The organism is Bacillus sp. WC2503 (assembly GCF_052682895.1).
Genome location: NZ_JBQYMD010000001.1, coordinates 1 through 20,616 on the forward strand (window position 1 = coordinate 1; position 20,616 = coordinate 20,616).

Below are 20,616 nucleotides of genomic sequence, written 5' to 3' on the forward strand. Positions count from 1 at the left end.
AACAACGAACCGGTAATGATTTACTGTAACATTACCGGTTATTTAAAAAATAGCTTTTTGAGTACATGAAGAAGATAGTTTAAAGCTAGTTTGCTTTCGTTATGGGGCAAGGTAGTTGCTTAATTAATATTGTTTGTGGGATGAAAATAAGGTTGTTGTTTGAACTTTAAAATAGGGGGGCTTGTGAAATGAGTATTAAGAAAAAACTTGGTATGGGTGTTGTAACTGCAGCGCTTGGTCTATCTTTAATTGGTGGGGGAACATATGCGTATTTTAGTGATAAAGAAGTATCACAAAACGCGTTTGCAGCGGGTACTTTAGATTTGAGTGTTAATCCTGAAGTTGTTATTAATGTCGACAATATTAAACCGGGTGATGAAATGGAGCGCGGTTTTCAATTAGTTAACAAAGGAACCTTAGCGATAGGAGACGTGAAACTTCTTACAGATTATAGTGTTATTGATGCTAAAGGAGATAATGGAAATGCTGATTTTGGTGATCATATCCGTGTTGATTTCTTATGGAATTTGGATAAAAATGAGGTTCCAATTTGGTCTACTACATTATCTGAGTTAAAGGTAGCTACGCAAAATGGAAGTATTCCTGATCTTGTACAAAAAGGTGTTGTAGACCGGGAAGGAAATGGACTTGCTCCTGGTGATGATGATACTTTCTATGTAATGTTTACATTTGTAGATAATGATGAAGAACAAAATGTATTTCAAGGAGATTCATTGAAATTAAATTGGACCTTCAATTCAATGCAGACAAACGGTGAAGAGAAATAAAGGTAAATGTTATATATAAGAATGAATTGAGAAATAGTATTTTTAATAGTGTAAAGGTTGATTTAGTGAATCAACCTTTTTTGTTTTTAGATTTTTTTATGTGTAGGGGTCGCATTTTTATAGTAGTCATAACAGAGCTTTTCACATTCATAGCAGTACTTCTAACATTTATGTCGAATTAAGAAGATATATAGGAGGGATACATATGGAAATAGCTGTAGAACGAGTTTTTACAAAGGAGATTTTAACAAGAGCTGCAAGTTTGTTTCATGTAACGGTGGAAGAAAAGCCACTTGGAGATTTTGAAAATTACATTTTTAAGGCGAAGGGTGATAGTGATGAAGATTACGTATTACGTTTAACGCATTCTTCCCATCGTTCTAAAAAAGAGGTAGAGGCTGAACTAGATTTTTTACGATATGTTGCGGAGAACGGTGCAAAGGTAGCGGGACCTCTTTACTCAACATCTCAAAATCTTGTAGAAGAAATTGTAGTAGAGGATGGAACTTTCTTTTTTGCTTCCTTATTTACATACGCAAAAGGTGAGCAAGTAAAAGGAGAAGGATCGCCATATTGGGGAAATGCTTACTTTGAAGCGTGGGGAAAAGCGATTGGACAATTGCACCGCCTTACAATGAATTACCCTAAAACTGACTACCGTGATACGTGGGAAGAGGATGAAAGTAGTATTGTTAATGAATTAGAAGATGAGAACGTGAAAGAAATTGCAGCTGTATTAATGGAGGAAATAAATGCTCTTCCAATTGAAAGAGAAACATTCGGCCTTATGCATGGTGATATTCATCCAGGCAATTTTCACTATGATGGAAAAGAGTTAACAATCTTTGATTTTGATGATGCGGCCTATAATTACTTCATTCATGATTTGGCAATGGTTCTTTATTACTCTGTTCTTTTTACACCGTGGACAGTGGAAGAAAAGACGACATTCGCTCGTAAACAGTTACAAGTGTTAAGAAAAGGGTACGAATATGAGCACAGGCTGGCGGATAGTTGGTATGAATCGTTACCTTTATTTTTACGTTTACGTGATATAGGTTTGTATGGCACGCTCCAAAAGAAATTTAAAGGGAAAGATATGCCAGATCATTTCAGAGAATTAGCTGAACAACTCTATGAAAGAATTATAAAAAGAGAAGCGATTGTGAATATATAATACATTCATATTAAAACAAAGTATATAAAATAAATATATACTTTGTTTTTTTATACAAAAATATGTTTATTTTATTAAAATAATATTGTTATAGATTCGGTATGCACGTATAATTTTATGTATATTCTGAATATTCTTTAAAAATGAGGAGGGGGAATGTTGGAAGCAATCGTAAGTTGGATCAATAATATTGTTTGGAGTCCAGCACTTGTTTATTTATGTTTAGGAGCAGGTTTATATTTTTCTATTCGAACGAGGTTTTTACAAGTAAGGCATGTAGGAGAAATGGTGAAGCTTACATTTCAAGGAGAAAAATCGGATGCTGGTGTTTCTTCTTTCCAGGCGTTAGCGCTTTCATTATCAGGGCGCGTTGGAACAGGAAATATTGCGGGTGTTGCAACGGCTGTTGCATTTGGTGGTCCAGGAGCTGTCTTTTGGATGTGGGCGGTAGCTTTTCTAGGAGCAGGTTCTGCTTATGTAGAATCAACACTTGCACAAATATATAAGACGAAGCATCAAGGGCAATTCCGTGGTGGTCCGGCTTATTACATTGAAAAAGGGCTAGGAGTTAAATGGTATGCATTAGTATTCGTTGCGGCAACAATTCTTGCAACGGGGATGCTGTTACCGGGTGTTCAGGCAAATAGCATTGCTGTAAGTTTGGAAACAGCTTTCGGTATTAATACTTCTGTATCTGGAGCGGTATTAGTAGCAGCATTAGCGCTTATTATTTTTGGGGGAGTTAAGCGAATTGTTAACGTAGCACAAGTTGTAGTGCCGTTTATGGCACTTGGTTATATTTTAGTAGCTTGTGTAATTGTAGCTATGAATATTGAAAAGTTACCAGATGCTTTCATGTTAATTTTAAAAAGTGCATTTGCATTAGAAGCAGCTTTTGGTGGGATTATTGGTTTAGCAATCTCTTGGGGAGTAAAACGTGGTATTTATTCCAATGAAGCAGGGCAAGGAACTGGGGCACATGCGGCGGCAGCTGCTGAAGTATCACACCCAGCTAAACAAGGGTTAGTACAAGCATTTTCCGTTTACATTGATACATTATTCGTCTGTTCAGCAACAGCATTTATGATGATTATTACAGGCATGTATAACGTATTTGATGCAAGCGGAAAAAACTTTATCGTCAATAAATTAAACGGTGCACAGCCGGGTCCTGGTTATACACAGGCAGCAGTAGAATCTGTTTTCCCTGGATTTGGAAACGGTTTCGTCGCAATCTCGCTATTATTCTTTGCATTTACAACAATTATGGCGTATTACTACATTGCAGAAACGAATATTGCATACTTAAATCGTGATAAAGACCGTCCTTGGATGTCCATCGTACTAAAGTTTGTATTCTTAGGAGTCGTATTCTATGGTTGTGTAAAAACAGCTGCAACAGCGTGGGCTTTAGGTGACATCGGTGTAGGAATTATGGCATGGGTTAACATTATCGCGATTTTACTACTACAAAAACCAGCATTGATCGCCTTAAAAGACTATGAAAAGCAGAAAAAAGAAGGGAAAGATCCAGTATTTGATCCGCAGGAATTAGGAATTAAAAATGCTGATTTCTGGGAGCATGAATATGGGAAAGATAAAAAAGAAGAAGTATCTTAATAGGATAGGAACGAAGGAGCAAAGGGAACGACCTTTGCTCTTTTTTTATGGACAAAATGAAGCTGAAAGTTATTTTTTTGCCTATTTTTGAATATAAAAAGAATGTACATGCTTTGTTAGAGGAAGGGGGGAGTATGGTGATTGAGTTTCGTAATGTAAATAAATATTATGGTGACTTTCAAGTTTTAAAAGATATTAATCTGCAAGTACAAAAGGGTGAAGTGGTAGTAGTTGTTGGACCTTCAGGGTCAGGGAAAAGTACATTGCTTCGGTGTATAAATCAATTAGAGACAATTACAGATGGAGAATTAATTGTACAAAATACAGAGGTACACAATAAGAAAACGGATATGAATGAATTACGCCGAGATATCGGGATGGTCTTTCAACATTTTTATTTATATCCACATAAAACGGTTCTTCAAAATATTACACTAGCGCCTATTAAAGTAAATAAAGTTTCAAAAGAGGAAGCTGAGAAAACAGCGATGTTTTATTTAGAGAAAGTAGGAATCCCGGAAAAGGCTAATGTATACCCGCATCAATTATCCGGAGGTCAACAGCAAAGGGTAGCGATTGCTAGGGGACTTGCGATGCAGCCTGAAATTATGCTATTTGATGAGCCTACGTCTGCTCTTGATCCGGAGATGATTGGAGAAGTGCTTGACGTTATGAAAACGTTAGCTAAAGAAGGGATGACGATGGTTGTCGTCACGCATGAGATGGGATTTGCGCGAGAAGTAGCAGATAGGATTTTATTTATGGATGAGGGCCAAATTATTGAGGATACAACACCAGCAGCATTTTTTGCAGACCCAGAACAAGAAAGGGCGCGTCTATTTTTAAGCCGAGTGTTAAATCATTAAAGGAGGAATTTCATGCTTAAAATGAAAAAGTTGTTTACCTTAATCGTATTCTCATGTTTATTCGTACTTGTCGTTGCCGGGTGCGGAAGTAAAAAAGATGAGGCGAAAGAAACGAATACGAAGCAAGGCGGAGCCATAGAGCAAATTAAGAAGCGTGGGAAATTAGTAGTTGGGGTGAAGAATGATACGAATTTATTTGGATTGAAAAACCCTTCAACAGGGCAGGTAGAAGGATTTGATGTTGATGTTGCAAAGGCACTTGCGAAAAAAATTCTCGGAGATGAAAAGAAACTAGAATTAAAAGAAGTAACGTCTAAAACGCGTATTCCACTATTGAAAAATGGTGATATTGATGCAATTATCGCAACAATGACAATTACGGAAGAACGTAAAAAAGAAGTTGATTTCTCAGATGTATATTTTAAAGCAGGGCAATCGTTACTTGTGAAAAAAGGAAGCAATATTAAAGGTATTGATGATATAAAACAAGGTGTGAAAGTATTAGCCGTAAAAGGCTCAACATCTACAAATAACATTCGTCAAAAGTCACCAGAAGCGACTGTATTAGAATTTGAAAATTATAGTGAGGCATTTACGGGGTTAAAAGCAGGGAAAGGTGATGTTTTAACGACAGATAATGCAATTCTTTACGGAATGGCAAAGCAAGATTCAAATTATGAAGTTGTAGGGAAAATTTTCACGGATGAGCCGTACGGAATTGCTGTGCAAAAAGGTGCAGATGATTTAACGAAAGAGATTAATAGCTTACTAAAAGATATGAAGGCGAGTGGGGAGTACGACAAACTGTATGAAAAATGGATTGGCCAAAAACAAGAGTAGTAAAGTGAAACTTTAATTAGTGGGGCTTAATCCCAGTGAATAGTAAGAGTGAGGGGATGAGGGATGCTCATCCTCTTCTTGTAAAGAAAGAGGGGAGAATATGTGCCTGATTTTTCTATATTAACGAATAACATTGATATGTATTTAGAAGGCTTTAAGTATACAGTTATGTCTAGTGTAATTGCGTTAATAGGCAGTTTTATTTTAGGAGTAATTTTGGCAGTAATGCGTATTGCACCGATTCGTATTTTAAACTGGATAGGATCAGCTTTTGTGGAGTTTGTAAGAAATATTCCACTCGTATTAATTGCATTTATATTTTATTTCGCTTTACCTGTAATAGGAGTTACTTTAAATGGTTTTGTAGCAGGAACACTTACGCTTACGGTATATACTGCAGCGTTTATTGCCGAGGTTATTCGCGCTGGTATTTTATCAGTCGCGAAAGGTCAAATGGAAGCAGCGCGTTCCTCAGGATTGACTTATACGCGAGCGATGTACCATGTCGTTTTACCTCAAGCGATGAAAATCGTAATCCCTCCTCTAGGAAATCAATTTCTTAATTTAGTAAAAAACTCTTCCATACTCGGAATTATCGCTGGTGCTGATTTAATGTATCAAGGAGATTTAATTTCAACGAAGACGTTTGTTACGTTTGATGTTTATATATTTGTCGGGATGTTTTATTTAATATTAACAATTCCGCTCAGTATGCTAGTGCGTTATTTAGAAAAACGCTTGGCAAAGGAGGCGGTGTAAATGGATTTTAAGGGAGCTATAACAGGGGATCATATCCTCTTTTTGTTAAAAGGATTACTTATAACGTTAGAGGTAGCGCTCGTAGCAATTGTACTTAGCTTTATTATTGGTAGTGTAATAGGAATATTGCGCTATACGAAAATACCTGTCGTTTCACAAATATTAGGAGTTATCGTGGAAGTGATTCGAAATTTACCGCTACTTTTAATTATATTTTTTACGTATTTTGCACTTCCAGAAGCGGGATTGAAGTTAGAAATTATAACAGCTACAATTGTTGCTTTAACAATATTTGAAGCGGCAATGATATCTGAAATTGTTCGAAGCGGTCTATTATCTATCGAAAAAGGGCAGATTGAGGCTGCAAGGTCTTCAGGATTAACGTATGTGCAAGCGCTTTGGCATATTATTTTGCCGCAAGCATTAAGAAGAATGGTCCCCCCGCTTGTTAGTCAGTTTATTTCATTGCTAAAAGATACGTCGCTCGCAGTTGTTATATCATTGCCAGAGCTTATGCATAATGCTCAAATTATTAGCGGGCAAAATGTAAATTATATGATTCCGACTTTTATAGTAGTGGCTTGTATGTATTTTATAGTGAATTATAGTTTATCAATTTTATCGAGAAGATTAGAGCTTCGTTAACTCTTACAATATATGTAAGGGTTTTTTCCTTGTTTCTCCTTATTTTCCTCTAAATAGTATCTAAATCTTGCAATAATTCGATTTTTTATATTATTTTATCAGAAAAGTGTTAATTTTATATAGAAATTGTAATCGCTTTCGTGTATATTTTTATTATCAGAAAATTTTAAAAAGAGATAGGGGTACTTGTAGGGGGAGGATTAAGATGCAGCAACCAACAAATGAGAAATTACATCGTACGATGAAGAGTAGACATTTATTTATGATCGCACTTGGTGGTGTAATCGGAACTGGTTTTTTTCTAGGTTCAGGTTACACTATTAATCAGGCTGGACCAGGGGGGGCCATCCTTTCATATTTAGTGGGCGGATTTATTATGTATTTAACAATGCTTTGTCTTGGAGAACTAACGGTAGCAATGCCAGTTTCAGGGTCTTTCCAAAAGTATGCGACGAAGTTTATTGGACCAGGAACAGGCTTTATGATCGGCTGGCTATATTGGCTTGGCTGGGCAGTAACAGTAGGACTGGAATTAACATCGATCGGTTTAATGATGAAAAGATGGTTTCCAACTGTTGATGTTTGGGTATGGTGTCTTGTATTCGGAGTTATTTTATATGCTTCAAACGCTATCTCAGCGAAAAGTTACGCTGAATTAGAGTTTTGGTTCTCTAGTATTAAAGTAGTTACAATTATTGCATTCGTTCTACTTGGTGGTAGTGCATTACTAGGATTTTTACCATACGACGGAAAAGAAGCGGCACCTCTTTTCTCTAACTTCGTAAGCGATGGCGGGTTATTCCCGAATGGACTAGCTGCCGTATTACTTACAATGATTACGGTTAACTTCTCATTCCAAGGAACAGAGTTAATCGGGATTGCAGCAGGAGAAAGTAAAGATCCAGAAAAAACAATTCCACGCGCAATTCGTAATACAGTATGGCGCATTATGTTATTCTTCATTTTAACAATGACGATTTTAGTAGGATTAATTTCTTGGAAAGAAGCAGGCGTAATTGAAAGTCCATTCGTAGTTGTATTTGATAAAATCGGTATTCCGTATGCAGCTGATATTATGAACTTCGTTATTATTACTGCTTTATTATCTGTAGCGAATTCAGGATTATATGCAGCAACGCGTATATTATGGTCACTTGCAAATGAAGGAATGGCACCAACTTCTTTCAAGAAAGTAAATAAACGTGGTATTCCAATTACAGCGCTAGTCGTAACGATTGCGGTAGCTGGATTATCTCTATTCACAAGTTTCCTTGCAGAAGATACAGTGTACATGTACTTATTATCGATAGCTGGTTTATCGGCTGTTTCAAGTTGGATCATTATTGCGCTATCGCAACTTCGTTTTAGAAGTCAGTATATAAAAGGCGGAGGGAAATTAGAGGACTTAAAGTATAGAACACCACTATACCCGATTGTTCCAATTTTAGCTTTAATTACAAATAGCATCGTTGTTATTAGTTTAGCGTTTATTCCTGAACAAAGAATGGCGTTATATTGTGGTATTCCATTTATCATTTTCTGCTACATATATTATTATATGAGTAAGAAACGGAAGAAACCGATGAAAGTGGAGATGGAAAAAACAAATGAAACTAACAATCAAACACGATGATATAGAAGCAGATTTATCGTACGGTCAATTAGCGATTGGAAAAGAAAATGGGTATTCACCGTTACAATTACTCGTTTCTTCTATCGCAGGATGTAGTGCAATTGTCTTCCGAACAATTTTAGAAAAGAAACGTATTACATACGATACGTTTACAATTGAAACCGAAATTGGTAGAAGTGAAGCTTTATCAAAACCAGTTGAAAGTGTTCATTTGCACTATAAAATCAAAGCACAAAACATTACAGAAGAGCAGTTGGACAAGGCGCTGCAACTTGCAGTGAAAAATTGTACGATTGTTCAATCTGTAAAAGATAGTATAAAGGTTACGGAAACGATTGAATTAATAGGGTGAAACATAAAAACGTGAGACTACGGCTCTCACGTTTTTATGTTTTAGAAAGAGGAGAAATTTAATGGAATGTTTAGGGTGTAAATTAGCAAACAAAGAGGAAAAAATATATAAAGTATATGAAAATGAATATGTAACATGTTTTTTAGATCATGCCCCTTTCTATCCAGGACATATTTTAATTGTGCCAAAGCATCATGTTGTAGAAGTGGACGAATTAGATGATGTTGTAGCAAAATCGATTATGGATGCTTCTAAGCTTATTGTAAAAGCGATTAAGTCATTATATAAACCAGATGGAGTTACAATTTGTCAAAATGGTGGAATCTTTAATGAGTTAACGCATTACCATATGCATGTCGTACCGAGATATAAAGAGCGCTCGTTTGCCGAGTTTTATACGGTACAACCTGGAGAAAAACAGAATCATAACTTTGAAGAAACAAAGACATTGTTAAAAGAAGCGATAGAGAACATACTGCATCCCGAAAAGGCGTAAGAGTGATATTCTTAAGGGGACAGTCAGGAAAATTCTAATAAACAAAAGCCCGATTTCTCAGTTAAAATAGAGAAATTGGGCTTTTGTTTATTCTATTATTAAATTTTATCTATTAAAGAATGCTGCAGTGTCACAAAGTATATCGCTCATTCGTTATATAGAATGAGAGGAGGAATTATATGAAAGTTACAAACAACGATTATGAAAAGATGGAAGAGCTATACGAGTTGTACGAACAAAAAGTTTATTATGTAGCGTATTCTATTTTAAATAATATTCAGCAGGCTGAAGATGCAGTTCAAGAGACGTTTATTACTCTTTATAAGAACTTGGAAAAGCTCCATAGCTTGAACACTCAAGAGCTTAAACGCTACACTTTGAGGGTCGCGAAAAATAAGGCGATTGATAGTTACCGGAAAAATAAACGACATGAAACATTTTTAGAAGAATATGAAAGAGAATCAATAGAAGCAGTAGATGAAAATATTGAAGAGTGGGAAAAACGTAAAATGTCTGAGGTTCAAATTGATACATTGCTAAAAGAGTTAAATGAATCGAACAGACAGGTGTTTAAGTACAAAGTCTTCTATAACTTAACGTATCAAGAAATTTCAAGTGTCATGGGGATAACGGAGGCCAATGTCCGTAAGCAGTTTGAACGCGCTCGAAAACGAGTTCAAAATATGATGGGAGGTATACAACATGACGAATTCAAAGAACTCCAAAGAAATATATGAACTTGCTGAAAAAATTGCTTTAGATGATTTTGATAAACTCGAAGAACAGCATGAATTTTCACATACATATACGCGCAAAAAGAAATTGTTTATGGAGGAAATGCAGCTGAAAGACGGACAACCGCAGAAAAAGCGTAAAAAACATCGTATGTTAATCGCTGCTGCTTGCTTATTGATTGGCATGCCGACAACAGTTTTTGGTGCAGTGAAAGTCTATAATATGATTGTCCAAAAACAAAATTATGAAGTAAATGTTTCAGTAACAAATAAGGATTCGAAAAAGAGTGATAAGTGGTATAAGTTAAAGATTGGTAAATTGCCAGAAAATATGGAAGCAATTGATGATAGTGCTATGAAATATTCATTTAAAGATAACTACGCAATGGGGGGATTTTCATTCGCTCTTCGGAGGGTAGGGGAAAATACAGATTTTCAAACTCTGTATTCGAAAAGTTATGAAGAAAAAGAGATAAATGGTAGGAAAGCAGTAATTGTCCATAAAGAAACAGGAAACAACAATGTAATGTTTGACAGAAAGGTCTTTCTCTTTTTTGAGAAAGAAGGGATTATGTTAGAGAGTTATATTGGATCCGATATAAACGAAGAACAAATGATGGAAGTGTTAGGGAGCATTTCACTTGAGCCTACGTCAAAAGAAAAGGCATCACATATAGTAGAATATGATGAAAATCGTTTTAGCAAAGCAGATGAACCTAAAAAAACTAAGGTGATTCCTTTGAAAAAAGATAGCAAACGGCTATTTCATATAGGGAAAAAAGTTCCAGTCACGATAACGATGGATGACAGCCAAGTTGAATATGTGATAGAAAAAGTTGAAGTCTTTGATTCAATCAAAGATTTTAAACAAGAGAACTTTAATGAACTTGGCTTAGAAATACTAAGCAAGAATAAGGCTTTAAATCAGATAGGAGAATTGCTACCATACAGACGGGATGAATATAAACTCGGAAATGGTAAAGATTCAATTGATAAACTAGTAGAATCAAAATTAGTTAATCCTAAATTTGTTTACTTAACAACAAAAGTGAGAAATATTGGTGAAAAGTCGACGGAAGAAATTTATATGCACCCATCCATAAAGTTGCTTAAATCTGAAGGTAATGCATGGAACTACGCTGAAAGAGATGGAATTGCGGAAAAAAATATTATGACAGGCGAAGTTGATTATTTAGAACCTCACGGAGAAGGGAAAAGCTTTTACAATATTGGCAGTATCCGACCAGGACAAACGGTAAAAGTTAACTTAGGTTATTTTGTAGATGAGGATAAGCTGGATTCAATTTTCCTTGATGCTTTCCGTTACAGTGGGTTTAGTGGGACGGAGAATATGAATGCGAAAAATCGTTGGTGGTTCGATATTCGTCAATAATAAAACAATAGGAATAACTAGACTAAAAAGTTGCTTATATTTAGCAGCTTTTTAGTCTTCATACATATGTAAAATTTCTTTCGCACGTATACGTAAACCATCTATCAATTCTCTCGGTTCTAAAACTCGTGCATCTTTTCCCAGTCTATAAAATAAAGGCGTAATAAAATGGATTTCACCTTTATCAATTGTTGAATGTATATATCCTGTCCCATCTTCGTTTACTTCAACGAATTCCTCAAGATAAGGAACGCTTTTACATTGGCGTACGCCTTCTGTTGTCAGTAAAACATGTAACTGAGTAGGACTGTGTACTACGTTAGAGTTAGAGGCAAACCACTCTTCTAAATTCATGAATGTATCCTCATTTTCTTCCGTTGATAATATAGAAAGAATACGATCGATGCGATACAGTAATACCTTTTTCCTGTCATAGTCATAGGACGGTAAGTACCATAGCCCATCATGAGCATATACACCGATAGGATGAACATGTTTTGTTTTTATCCCCGATTTAGATTCGTATTGAAAGTGTAAATTTTTATTTTCAATAGCCGCTGTTAACACTTCGTTTAAAAGTGGTGTCTCAATTGTTCTCTTCGGATTCCAAAAGGCGATATAAGAACGTATTTTATCAACTTTCGCTTTCGCCTCATTTTGTAGAGAGCTATATAGTTTATGAGTAACAGAATTGATTTCTGTATTAAAAGGCAAGTCTCTGTAGTAGCTTAAAGATTGAAAGGCAAAAAAGATGGAGACTGCTTCTTCTTCGGTAAATAAAATAGGCGGAATTACTCTATTCGTTAATACTTTATATCCTCCGTTGCGACCCTGTTCAGCGTAAATGGGTAATCCCATATCACCTAAATCTAAAATGTATCTATGGACAGTACGAACAGAAATATTAAATTCATCAGCTATTTCTTGAGCTGTAAATGTTTTTTTCGCAGAAGCAAATATAAGAATATCTAATAAGCGTTTAGCTTTTGACAAATGTATCACCTTTTTTCTTTTTAAACATGACATAAATTGTCGTGTTTTATTGTTAGTATATTGTTTACATCATAATGTTATCAAGATGAGATGTAAGGAGGAAAAAATATGTCACGTGAAATAGTTTTATTTATTGCGGCGAGCTTAGATGGATATATTGCGAAAGAAGATGATGATTTAGAGTGGTTAATGGAAACGGAAGGAGAGGGAGATAACGGTTATACAGAAATGTACGAAACGATTGATACAATAATTATGGGAAAAAGAACGTATGATTATGTAGTAGAGCATATGGAAACATTCCCGTATGTAGATAAAAAATGTTATGTTTTTTCTAACTCAGAAAAAGGTTCAAATGAACACGTGGATTTTGTAAATGAAGAGGTAGTGGAGTTTACGAAAAGGTTGAAAGAGCAAGAAGGGTCTAAAATATGGATGGTCGGTGGAGGGAGTCTACTGAGAGAATTCTTTAAGAATAATCTAATTGATGAATATGTTGTCACGATTACCCCTCACATATTAGGTTCTGGAGTTCCGTTATTTCAAGCGAAGAATCCGGAAATTAATTTAACTTTAACGGATACGAAACGTTTTGGGCAATTTGTAAATTTATATTATAAAGTAAAGTGATAAAAAAACACGACTATTGATGGTAGTCGTGTTTCTTTATAGATGGTAATGAAATTATAAAGCAAGACCCGTAATCGACTTCGCTCGTTACAATAATATTTCCGCCGTGTAGTTCTACAATTTCTTTTACGATAGATAGCCCTAAACCAGTTCCGCCTGTAGATCGTGTTCTTGCTTTATCGACACGGTAAAAGCGGTCAAAAATGTGAGGGAGGTCTTCAGGTGGAATACCTTCGCCTTCATCTTCAATTGTAATGGAGATACGTTTATGTTCTTCTGTAATAGAAATGTTTATATGAGAATGTTCTTTTGAATGTCTATAAGCGTTATTTAAAATGTTTACTATAACTTGTTCAAATCGCTGTTCATCTAAGTTTACTAGCAGTGTAGGAGGACAAGAGAAAGAAACCTTAATATATCTTTCTTTATACATGGCGTTTACTTTTTCAGCTATGCGAGTAAGGAAGGTGTGTAAATGCACTTCCTTTACTTGAATAGAAAAGTTATGTTGTTCCATTTGTGCGAGTGAAAATAAATCTTGAACTAAGTTTGTAATGTAATCAGACTCATCTTTTATAATTGATAAATATCGCAAACGTTGTTCAGAAGGGGTGCTTTCTTTTAAAGCAATGTCAGCATAACCTCTTACGTATGTTAACGGTGTTCGTAATTCGTGAGCAACACTTGCTAGAAATTCACTTCGCTCTGTTTTCATATAATGTAAATCATTTGCGAGCGTTTGAATAGATGATGCTAGTTCACCAATTTCATCATTTCGAGTAGTCGTTAATGAAACGGACAAATCGCCTTTACTCATTTTTTCAGTTGCATGTTTCATGTGTAACAATGGTTTTGTTAATAAACGTGATAATAGGAAAATTGTGATGACTGTGAGTAGAAACGTGATGGCACCAGCAATAATGAATTGTTTCGTTAATCCATTAACTAACTTTTCAATTGATTCTGTTCCAAGAAACATATATACATAGCCTTCATGTTTTCCATCTACTACAATGGGGCTAACTGTACATATATAATTAGATGTTTTCCAATGATTTTCTATAATCTCTCCATTATGGTCTGTTCGAGTTTGCATTTTACTAATATGATCGTTTATAGTCGTGTTTATTTCGTTAGATTTAGCTAGTATTTCTTTATTTGCATTTGTAATAACGACAGTTGTTTCAGCTTCAGATTCCATTAATGCTACGTGAGAGATGGTTTGCTCATCGTAATATTTTTCAAGTACATCTCGATGACTATTTCCTCGCTTTAATAAAGCTGTCATTTCTTCATTTACTCTAGTGTTTACAAGACTATAATAGAGCAAAATAAAGAGAACACTTTCAATTAAAAGTGTAACAATTAAAAAATAAAATCCGAATTGAATTGAAATTCGTTTCATCGTTTTGCCCCTTACTGTTCAGTATCAATCCATCGATAACCTACTCCATACACGGTTTTTAAATGATGATCAATAGGGAAATTTGCTTTTCGCAATTTATCACGTAAATTACGAATATGTGAATCGACTGTGCGATCTTCTGTATTTGTGTTTAACCCCCAAATTCGTTCGATGAGCTGATCACGGTTTAATACGTAGTTCACATGGCGTAAAAATAATCCGAGTAAAGAAAATTCAATTGGTGTGAGAAGGAGTTCTTCATTATGGACAGAAATGAAGTGTTTTGTTTCATCCCATACAATACCGTGATATTGGATTTGTTTATGTTCATTTGTACGTCTTAAAACGGCTTCAATTCTTGCGAAAAGTTCTTCTTCATGGAAAGGTTTCGTTACGTAATCATCGGCTCCAATTTTTAATCCTTGAACGACATCTACTGTTTGATCACGAGCTGTAACCATAATAATAGGAATGTTACTAAATGAGCGGATTTTTTTGCACGTTTCCCATCCGTCCATCTTTGGCATCATAATATCGAGTAAAACAAATTTAAAGTTTCGATTTTCTATATGTAAAATAGCTTCTTCTCCTGAAGTCGCACATACGCAGTTATATCCAATTGGTGTAAGATAAAGCGTTAATAATTCAAGCATTCTCGGTTCATCGTCTACGAGCAGTATATCAATCATAGAGAGCCCTCCATATTTATAATCGTTACTTAAAGTGTAATGCAAAATCATGAAGAAATGGTGCAGATTATCATGCATCTGCATAATTTCTTCAGAATTGCTTGTTATTGTAAAGGTGAAATTCTAATTTAGGTAATCATATTGGCTCGAAAACGATTGATACGGAGGCGGTATAGTGAAAAAAGTGACCCGAGTTTTTGGGATAACAATAATTACAGCGGTTGGTCTTGCAGCATGTGGGCAAACGAATGATATGGAACATAAAAATCATGAATCTACAAAAGAGAAGAAAACAGAGCAAAAAGAGATGAAAATGAATCAAGAGGTAACTGCGCCGAAAGAAATGAATAAAGGGGCATCTAATGATTTATTAACAACAAGTTTAAAAAATATAACGAGATTAAATACAAATGATCCATTGCAAATGGCAGTACTAACTTCGCAAACGATATGGCCAGCAACGCATAAAGAGAATCAGCCAGGCGCTATTATTTTAGTACCAGTAAATGAGTGGCAATTAGGTATTGCGAGTGCGGATCTTATTCACCATCCGAATAATGGGCCGATTTTATTTATAGAAAAAGAAAAGGTACCTGAAATGACGTTAAAAGAAATAAAACGATTAAATCCGCTCGGAACGAAAGATGGAACACAAATTATGGTGATGGGGGATGTAGGTGCATCTATCCTTGAGCAATTAAAAGAATATAAAGTAAAGCAAATAAAAGAAACGGATCCAGCTATATTTGCTAAAGATGTTGATAAAGAATATGCCGATATAACAGGAAGCTATCCAAATAGCGTTATTGTCGGTTCGTCTGAAGAAGAAGGACGTTTGTATACAACACCAGCTGTAAACTGGATTTCTCATATGCCAGAGCCACTACTCTATACAGAAAAGAATAAAGTGCCAGAAGCGACAATTGAGGCGTTAAAGATGAGAAAAGATAAAGTGAATATATATATGTGTTAGGACCAGAGAAAATCGTTTCAAAAGAAGTAGAACGAGAGTTAAGTAAATATGGGAAAGTAACGCGTATTAGTGGAGAGACACCAGTAGAAAATTCTATCGCATTTGCGAAGTTTAAAGATGAAAAAACAAAATTCGGCTGGGGATTCACAAAACCAGGTCACGGTTTGTCATTTGTTTCAAGCGAAACACCAGACTTAGCAATTGCAGGAGCACCTTTTTCACATATGGGTAAACACGCACCTGTTGTCTTGCTGGGGGAAGGTAAAGCTTCACAACCAGTTTATGACTTCCTTGCTAGTATTCAGCCGAAGTTTAAAGATGACCCAACACTGGGACCATATAACCATGGCTTCCTTTTAGGTAGTACGAGTAATATTTCATTTGAAACACAAGGAATATTAGATGAGAGATTAGAGATTATCCAAGAGAGTGGTCAAGGTCACGGTGGACATTAATGAAACGAGAAAAGACGCTATGAAGATAGCGTCTTTTTTTAGGAAACTTTTACATAGCATAATATCCTTTACTCGTTATATAATAGCCTTCGTGCAGTCGGCTAGATTTTCTTATGGAGAAAATCAAATTATAAAGGAGTAGAGGAGTGGTATTTTGTTTCAAACGATAAAAAATGACTGGTTTTCTAATGTGAGAGGGGACGTGTTATCAGGAATTGTCGTTGCTTTAGCATTAATCCCTGAAGCGATAGCCTTCTCTGTTATTGCAGGCGTGGATCCGACAGTTGGACTATACGCCGCCTTTTGTATTGCAGTTACCATTTCATTTGTTGGCGGAAGAACTGGAATGATTTCAGCTGCAACAGGTGCAATGGCATTATTAATGGTAACGCTCGTTAAAGATCATGGTTTGCAATATTTATTTGCTACAACAATATTAACAGGTATTGTCCAAATTATTTTTGGCGTGTTCAAACTGAGCTCATTTATGAAGTTTGTTCCGAAATCTGTTATGAGTGGTTTTTTAAATTCACTTGGAATTTTAGTTTTTACAGCGCAATTGCCACATTTTAAAAATGCAACTTGGCAAATGTATGCACTCGTTGTATTAGGACTTGCAATTATATATTTATTTCCACGTATTACAACGGCTGTGCCGTCTACGCTTATTTCAATTATTATTGTGACGAGTATTGCACTTATGAGCGGATTACAGTTGAAAACAGTAGGAGATATGGGAAGCCTGCCGAAAGAATTACCGTTCTTTAGTATTCCTGACGTGCCTTTTACACTTGAGACATTAGGGATTATTTTACCTTATGCAGTTATGCTTGCAATTATCGGTTTACTAGAATCATTATTAACAGCTTCAGTTTTAGATGATATGACGCATACGGAAAGTAATAAACATAAAGAGGCACGTGGACAAGGGATTGCGAACATTGTTGCTGGATTTTTCGGAGGAATGGCAGGATGTGCAATGATTGGCCAATCTGTTATTAACATTAAGTCAGGTGGACGAGGGCGTTTATCAACATTTGTAGCGGGCGGATTTTTAATCGTATTACTATTTGTTTTAGGTGATTATGTTGTTCATATTCCGATGGCAGCTTTAGTTGCAGTTATGATTATGGTTTCAATTGGAACATTTGATTGGAACTCTGTAGCGACGATTCATAAAGTGCCAAAAGGAAATGCGTTCGTCATGATCGTAACGGTTGTCGTTGTTCTTATCACCCACAATCTAGGATTAGGCGTGATCATCGGGACAGTAATTAGTGCTGTTTTATTTGCATTCAACATGGCAAAGATTCACGTGAAACATTTATATATTGAAAATAAGAAAATATACGAAATTCATGGCCAACTATTCTTCGCATCTACGGCAGATTTTATAAATGCTTTTTCATTTGATGAAGATGTAAAAGAAATTGAAATGAACTTTACTCATGCACACGTATGGGATGATTCAGCAGTGGCCGCAATTGATAAAGTTATCATGAAGTATGAACAAAGTGGTGTGAAAGTAAGTATAACGGGATTAAATGAACGTAGCTCAAAACTTGTTGCAAATTTAGCAACTTATAATAAAAGAATTGCTAGTTAAAAGCCTCCTTTTTAGGGGGCTTTATTATATAATACGAGTAGGATAACGAAAAGGGGATTCAGCATATGTACAAACAAATTATATTAGCATGTGATGGTTCTGAACATGCACTTCGGGCAGCGGAGCATGCAATACATATTGCGAAATGTAGTGAAGAAGCAAATGTTGAAATTGTATATGTCGTAGATAATAGAACAGCAAAATCAGATATTATACACGGACAAACAGATTTTGAAACAATATCAGCTAGTCGGAAAGATAAATTAAAAGAGATTGAAGGATTATTAAAGGAAGAGAAGATTTCTTATAAATTTACGATTCTGCATGGTGATCCTGGTGATACGCTCGTTCAATATGTAAATACAGGGGATATAGATCTTGTTATTGCTGGGAGCAGAGGATTAAATACATTACAAGAAATGATGCTTGGTAGCGTAAGTCATAAAATAGCAAAACGAGTGAAATGTCCAGTAATGATTATAAAATAAAATGAAATAGCACGTAACTAAGACTTTGGGGTACCCGAGGTCTTTTTTTATGTATAAATGACATCCTTTTGTGGAAATACTAGATATATAAGTTGAAAAGATGTTAACTTACAAATTTGTAAGTTTGTTGTTAGGAAAATCGATGTTATGAAAATTTTCCCATTGGTAAAATAAAAGTATCAAAGGGGAGATAGGGAGGATGGAAGGTATGAAATCATTTCAAAATTTATCATATAGTCAAGGGGTAAGCTTAATTTGTTTAGGGGGATTTGCTGCATCTGTTACGTTAGCTGTATTAATAAAGGTATTTCATCAAATTTTTTAATTTTATAGTAGGGAAGGAATTGATTGTTATAGCTAGTAAGAAAAGTGCTGTAAATAAAGAATAGCTCTTAGCATATAGAATAAACGCTAAGAGCTATTTTTATGTTTGTTTACATATTTATATTTTGTTTAAGCTTGTTTTGACTTTGCAGATCCTGTATTTAAAGTAAGGGCAAGGAAGAACATTGCAAGTACGCAAGATACAAGTAATAAAATGAATCCGCCATCCCATCCGAATGCATCTACAATAAAGCCCATAGCTGCGCTAGCAAAAGTAGCTCCGCCTAGGTAACCAAAGAAACCAGTTAGGCCTGCTGCAGTTCCAGCAGCTTTCTTTGGTGCTAAGTCAAGTGCGTGAAGACCAATTAGCATAACAGGTCCGTAAATTAAAAATCCAATGGAAACAAGTGCGATACTATCAATGATTGGGTGACCAGCAGGATTTAGCCAGTAAACAAGAACGGCAATGAATACACCGACCATAAATAAAATACCAGCAGGTGCGCGGCGTCCTTTAAATAGTTTATCACTCATCCATCCGCAAAGAAGTGTACCTGGAATACCAGCCCATTCATATAGAGCGTAAGCTGTACGTGAGCTACTATGAGTAAAGCTTTTTTCCTCTACTAAATAAGTAGGAGCCCAGTCTACAACGCCGTAACGTACGAAATATACGAAAACGTTCGCGATAGCGATGTACCATAAAAATTTATTGTTTAGTACGTATTTAAATAAAATTTCTTTTACCGAAAGTTCGCGTTCGCGATCTTTCACTTTTTCACCTGATGGATATTCGCCAGTATGTTCCTCAATAGAAGGTAATCCACAAGATTGGGGTGTATCTCTCATCGTAATTAATACATAAATACCAACTAAAATTGAAAGAATACCTGGGAAGTAAAATATACTTTTCCAGTCATTTGCAAAGAAGTATAAGCCTAATGTAACGAGAGAAGGCATAAGTGCGCCGCCGACGTTATGAGCGACGTTCCAAATAGACATTTTTGTACCACGTTCACTAATAGAGAACCAGTGAACCATCGTACGACCACAAGGAGGCCATCCCATCCCTTGTACCCATCCATTTAAAAATTGAAGTACAAACATAAGTATAATGCTCGTTGTAATGAAAGAAAATGAGCCGAAAATAATATTAATGATACCTGATAAAAATAGCCCAGCTGCTAAAAAGTAGCGAGGATTACAACGGTCGGATACGATACCCATAAGAAATTTACTTAATCCGTAAGCGATAGATACTGCTGAAAGGATAACCCCAAGTTCCCCTTTACTAAAGCCTTGTTCAATTAAGTATGGCATTGCTAGTGAAAAATTTTTTCGAACAAAGTAGTAACCTGCATAACCGATGAAGATACCTAAAAATACTTGTAAACGTAATTTACGGTATTCGCTATCAATGCGATCAGCTGGTAAGCGTTCTGCATGGGGCGCAGGTTTAAATAATTGTGTGAAAAACATAAAATGAAAATCCTCCCCTAATTAATTGGAAGCGTTTAAGACAGAGAGAATATAAAAAGGCCATGAAATATAAAAAAGTTCCCTTTTTTATGATTCATAGCCGTATACTCCGATTCTCCGTGACTGTCAATATTAACTTCGACGAAAATTATACAACTTTGTGACAAAAATGTAAACGTTTTTATGAATAAAAGGTATTGACGGATTTTGTTCGTGGGATTAATATTTAAATACGTTAAATATTTTATTGTTTAAATAAGAGGTGGATAAC

The 20,616-nt window shown here is 35.5% G+C and carries 20 protein-coding genes and 1 pseudogene; 17 read left to right on the forward strand and 4 right to left on the reverse strand.

The window, feature by feature from the left end:
- Positions 1-188: 188 nt before the first annotated feature.
- From ACUN26_RS00005 to ACUN26_RS00060, 12 genes are all read left to right on the forward strand, one after another.
- On the forward strand, positions 189-788 hold the full coding sequence (locus ACUN26_RS00005) for a TasA family protein (protein ID WP_000023361.1): 600 nt from the start codon (positions 189-191) through the stop codon (positions 786-788).
- 205 nt (positions 789-993) lie between these two features.
- Positions 994-1,965: a phosphotransferase enzyme family protein gene (locus tag ACUN26_RS00010; protein WP_000401664.1), complete on the forward strand. Its 972-nt coding sequence runs from the start codon at positions 994-996 to the stop codon at positions 1,963-1,965.
- Positions 1,966-2,124: 159 nt separating this feature from the next.
- Positions 2,125-3,585, forward strand: coding sequence for an alanine/glycine:cation symporter family protein (locus tag ACUN26_RS00015; protein WP_000387486.1), 1,461 nt, complete (start codon positions 2,125-2,127; stop codon positions 3,583-3,585).
- 137 nt (positions 3,586-3,722) lie between these two features.
- A complete protein-coding gene (locus ACUN26_RS00020) occupies positions 3,723-4,451 on the forward strand; it encodes an amino acid ABC transporter ATP-binding protein (RefSeq protein ID WP_162148119.1) in 729 nt (242 codons plus the stop codon).
- A gap of 12 nt (positions 4,452-4,463) precedes the next feature.
- Positions 4,464-5,291 (forward strand): glutamine ABC transporter substrate-binding protein GlnH, encoded by an 828-nt coding sequence (glnH, locus tag ACUN26_RS00025; RefSeq protein ID WP_000916471.1) that lies wholly within the window; start codon positions 4,464-4,466, stop codon positions 5,289-5,291.
- Between the two features lie 102 nt (positions 5,292-5,393).
- Positions 5,394-6,050: an amino acid ABC transporter permease gene (locus ACUN26_RS00030; protein ID WP_001112673.1), complete on the forward strand. Its 657-nt coding sequence runs from the start codon at positions 5,394-5,396 to the stop codon at positions 6,048-6,050.
- Complete coding sequence (locus ACUN26_RS00035) at positions 6,051-6,695, forward strand: amino acid ABC transporter permease (RefSeq protein WP_000345979.1); 645 nt, start codon at positions 6,051-6,053, stop codon at positions 6,693-6,695.
- 205 nt (positions 6,696-6,900) lie between these two features.
- The gene (locus tag ACUN26_RS00040; protein ID WP_001187119.1) at positions 6,901-8,328 is read left to right on the forward strand and encodes an amino acid permease; all 1,428 of its coding nucleotides are present in this window, start codon (positions 6,901-6,903) and stop codon (positions 8,326-8,328) included.
- Positions 8,303-8,680, forward strand: a complete 378-nt coding sequence (locus ACUN26_RS00045) for an OsmC family protein (RefSeq protein WP_000778840.1) — start codon at positions 8,303-8,305, stop codon at positions 8,678-8,680. The genes ACUN26_RS00040 and ACUN26_RS00045 overlap by 26 nt, the downstream gene beginning before the upstream one ends.
- 61 nt (positions 8,681-8,741) lie before the next feature.
- Positions 8,742-9,176, forward strand: a complete 435-nt coding sequence (locus ACUN26_RS00050) for an HIT family protein (RefSeq protein WP_000388979.1) — start codon at positions 8,742-8,744, stop codon at positions 9,174-9,176.
- Positions 9,177-9,355: 179 nt separating this feature from the next.
- Positions 9,356-9,913 (forward strand): RNA polymerase sigma factor, encoded by a 558-nt coding sequence (locus tag ACUN26_RS00055; protein WP_000869287.1) that lies wholly within the window; start codon positions 9,356-9,358, stop codon positions 9,911-9,913.
- Entirely contained in the window at positions 9,879-11,303 is a 1,425-nt protein-coding gene (locus tag ACUN26_RS00060; protein WP_000185118.1) for a DUF4367 domain-containing protein, read from the forward strand. Before ACUN26_RS00055 ends, ACUN26_RS00060 begins: the two co-directional genes overlap by 35 nt.
- A 51-nt stretch (positions 11,304-11,354) precedes the next feature.
- On the opposite strand, the gene ACUN26_RS00065 is transcribed toward ACUN26_RS00060, so the two are convergent.
- Positions 11,355-12,329: a helix-turn-helix transcriptional regulator gene (locus tag ACUN26_RS00065; RefSeq protein WP_116485995.1), complete on the reverse strand. Its 975-nt coding sequence runs from the start codon at positions 12,327-12,329 to the stop codon at positions 11,355-11,357.
- A 75-nt stretch (positions 12,330-12,404) separates the two neighbouring features.
- Here ACUN26_RS00065 and ACUN26_RS00070 point away from each other — a divergent pair, with 75 nt between their 5' ends.
- Positions 12,405-12,926, forward strand: a complete 522-nt coding sequence (locus tag ACUN26_RS00070; protein WP_000085758.1) for a dihydrofolate reductase family protein — start codon at positions 12,405-12,407, stop codon at positions 12,924-12,926.
- Positions 12,927-12,939: 13 nt separating this feature from the next.
- Here the strand turns inward: ACUN26_RS00070 and ACUN26_RS00075 are convergent, their stop codons facing one another.
- Positions 12,940-14,331 carry a sensor histidine kinase gene (locus tag ACUN26_RS00075; RefSeq protein ID WP_000822530.1) on the reverse strand — a complete coding sequence of 464 codons (1,392 nt, stop codon included), beginning with the start codon at positions 14,329-14,331 and terminating at the stop codon, positions 12,940-12,942.
- Between the two features lie 11 nt (positions 14,332-14,342).
- A complete protein-coding gene (locus tag ACUN26_RS00080; RefSeq protein WP_000565472.1) occupies positions 14,343-15,020 on the reverse strand; it encodes a response regulator transcription factor in 678 nt (225 codons plus the stop codon).
- A gap of 175 nt (positions 15,021-15,195) precedes the next feature.
- Between ACUN26_RS00080 and ACUN26_RS00085 the strand changes: the two are divergent.
- From ACUN26_RS00085 to ACUN26_RS00100, 4 genes and pseudogenes are all read left to right on the forward strand, one after another.
- Positions 15,196-16,448 (forward strand): annotated as a pseudogene (locus ACUN26_RS00085) (cell wall-binding repeat-containing protein).
- Between the two features lie 154 nt (positions 16,449-16,602).
- A complete protein-coding gene (locus ACUN26_RS00090; RefSeq protein WP_000487910.1) occupies positions 16,603-18,054 on the forward strand; it encodes a SulP family inorganic anion transporter in 1,452 nt (483 codons plus the stop codon).
- 65 nt (positions 18,055-18,119) lie between these two features.
- Entirely contained in the window at positions 18,120-18,542 is a 423-nt protein-coding gene (locus ACUN26_RS00095; protein WP_000277986.1) for a universal stress protein, read from the forward strand.
- 208 nt (positions 18,543-18,750) lie between these two features.
- Positions 18,751-18,867 (forward strand): DUF4027 family protein, encoded by a 117-nt coding sequence (locus ACUN26_RS00100; RefSeq protein ID WP_000834733.1) that lies wholly within the window; start codon positions 18,751-18,753, stop codon positions 18,865-18,867.
- Positions 18,868-18,995: 128 nt separating this feature from the next.
- On the opposite strand, the gene glpT is transcribed toward ACUN26_RS00100, so the two are convergent.
- The gene (gene glpT, locus ACUN26_RS00105) at positions 18,996-20,345 is read right to left on the reverse strand and encodes a glycerol-3-phosphate transporter (protein WP_000466380.1); all 1,350 of its coding nucleotides are present in this window, start codon (positions 20,343-20,345) and stop codon (positions 18,996-18,998) included.
- Between the last annotated feature and the right edge of the window lie 271 nt (positions 20,346-20,616).

Bases quoted from the DNA above. Each gene is read 5' to 3' on its own strand.
- ACUN26_RS00005 (WP_000023361.1), top strand. From the start codon at position 189: ATGAGTATTAAGAAAAAACTTGGTATGGGTGTTGTAACTGCAGCGCTT.
- ACUN26_RS00010 (WP_000401664.1), top strand. From the start codon at position 994: ATGGAAATAGCTGTAGAACGAGTTTTTACAAAGGAGATTTTAACAAGA.
- glnH (WP_000916471.1), top strand. From the start codon at position 4,464: ATGCTTAAAATGAAAAAGTTGTTTACCTTAATCGTATTCTCATGTTTA.
- ACUN26_RS00035 (WP_000345979.1), top strand. From the start codon at position 6,051: ATGGATTTTAAGGGAGCTATAACAGGGGATCATATCCTCTTTTTGTTA.
- ACUN26_RS00040 (WP_001187119.1), top strand. From the start codon at position 6,901: ATGCAGCAACCAACAAATGAGAAATTACATCGTACGATGAAGAGTAGA.
- ACUN26_RS00045 (WP_000778840.1), top strand. From the start codon at position 8,303: ATGAAACTAACAATCAAACACGATGATATAGAAGCAGATTTATCGTAC.
- ACUN26_RS00050 (WP_000388979.1), top strand. From the start codon at position 8,742: ATGGAATGTTTAGGGTGTAAATTAGCAAACAAAGAGGAAAAAATATAT.
- ACUN26_RS00055 (WP_000869287.1), top strand. From the start codon at position 9,356: ATGAAAGTTACAAACAACGATTATGAAAAGATGGAAGAGCTATACGAG.
- ACUN26_RS00060 (WP_000185118.1), top strand. From the start codon at position 9,879: ATGACGAATTCAAAGAACTCCAAAGAAATATATGAACTTGCTGAAAAA.
- ACUN26_RS00065 (WP_116485995.1), bottom strand. From the start codon at position 12,329: ATGTCATGTTTAAAAAGAAAAAAGGTGATACATTTGTCAAAAGCTAAA.
- ACUN26_RS00070 (WP_000085758.1), top strand. From the start codon at position 12,405: ATGTCACGTGAAATAGTTTTATTTATTGCGGCGAGCTTAGATGGATAT.
- ACUN26_RS00075 (WP_000822530.1), bottom strand. From the start codon at position 14,331: ATGAAACGAATTTCAATTCAATTCGGATTTTATTTTTTAATTGTTACA.
- ACUN26_RS00080 (WP_000565472.1), bottom strand. From the start codon at position 15,020: ATGATTGATATACTGCTCGTAGACGATGAACCGAGAATGCTTGAATTA.
- ACUN26_RS00095 (WP_000277986.1), top strand. From the start codon at position 18,120: ATGTACAAACAAATTATATTAGCATGTGATGGTTCTGAACATGCACTT.
- ACUN26_RS00100 (WP_000834733.1), top strand. From the start codon at position 18,751: ATGAAATCATTTCAAAATTTATCATATAGTCAAGGGGTAAGCTTAATT.
- glpT (WP_000466380.1), bottom strand. From the start codon at position 20,345: ATGTTTTTCACACAATTATTTAAACCTGCGCCCCATGCAGAACGCTTA.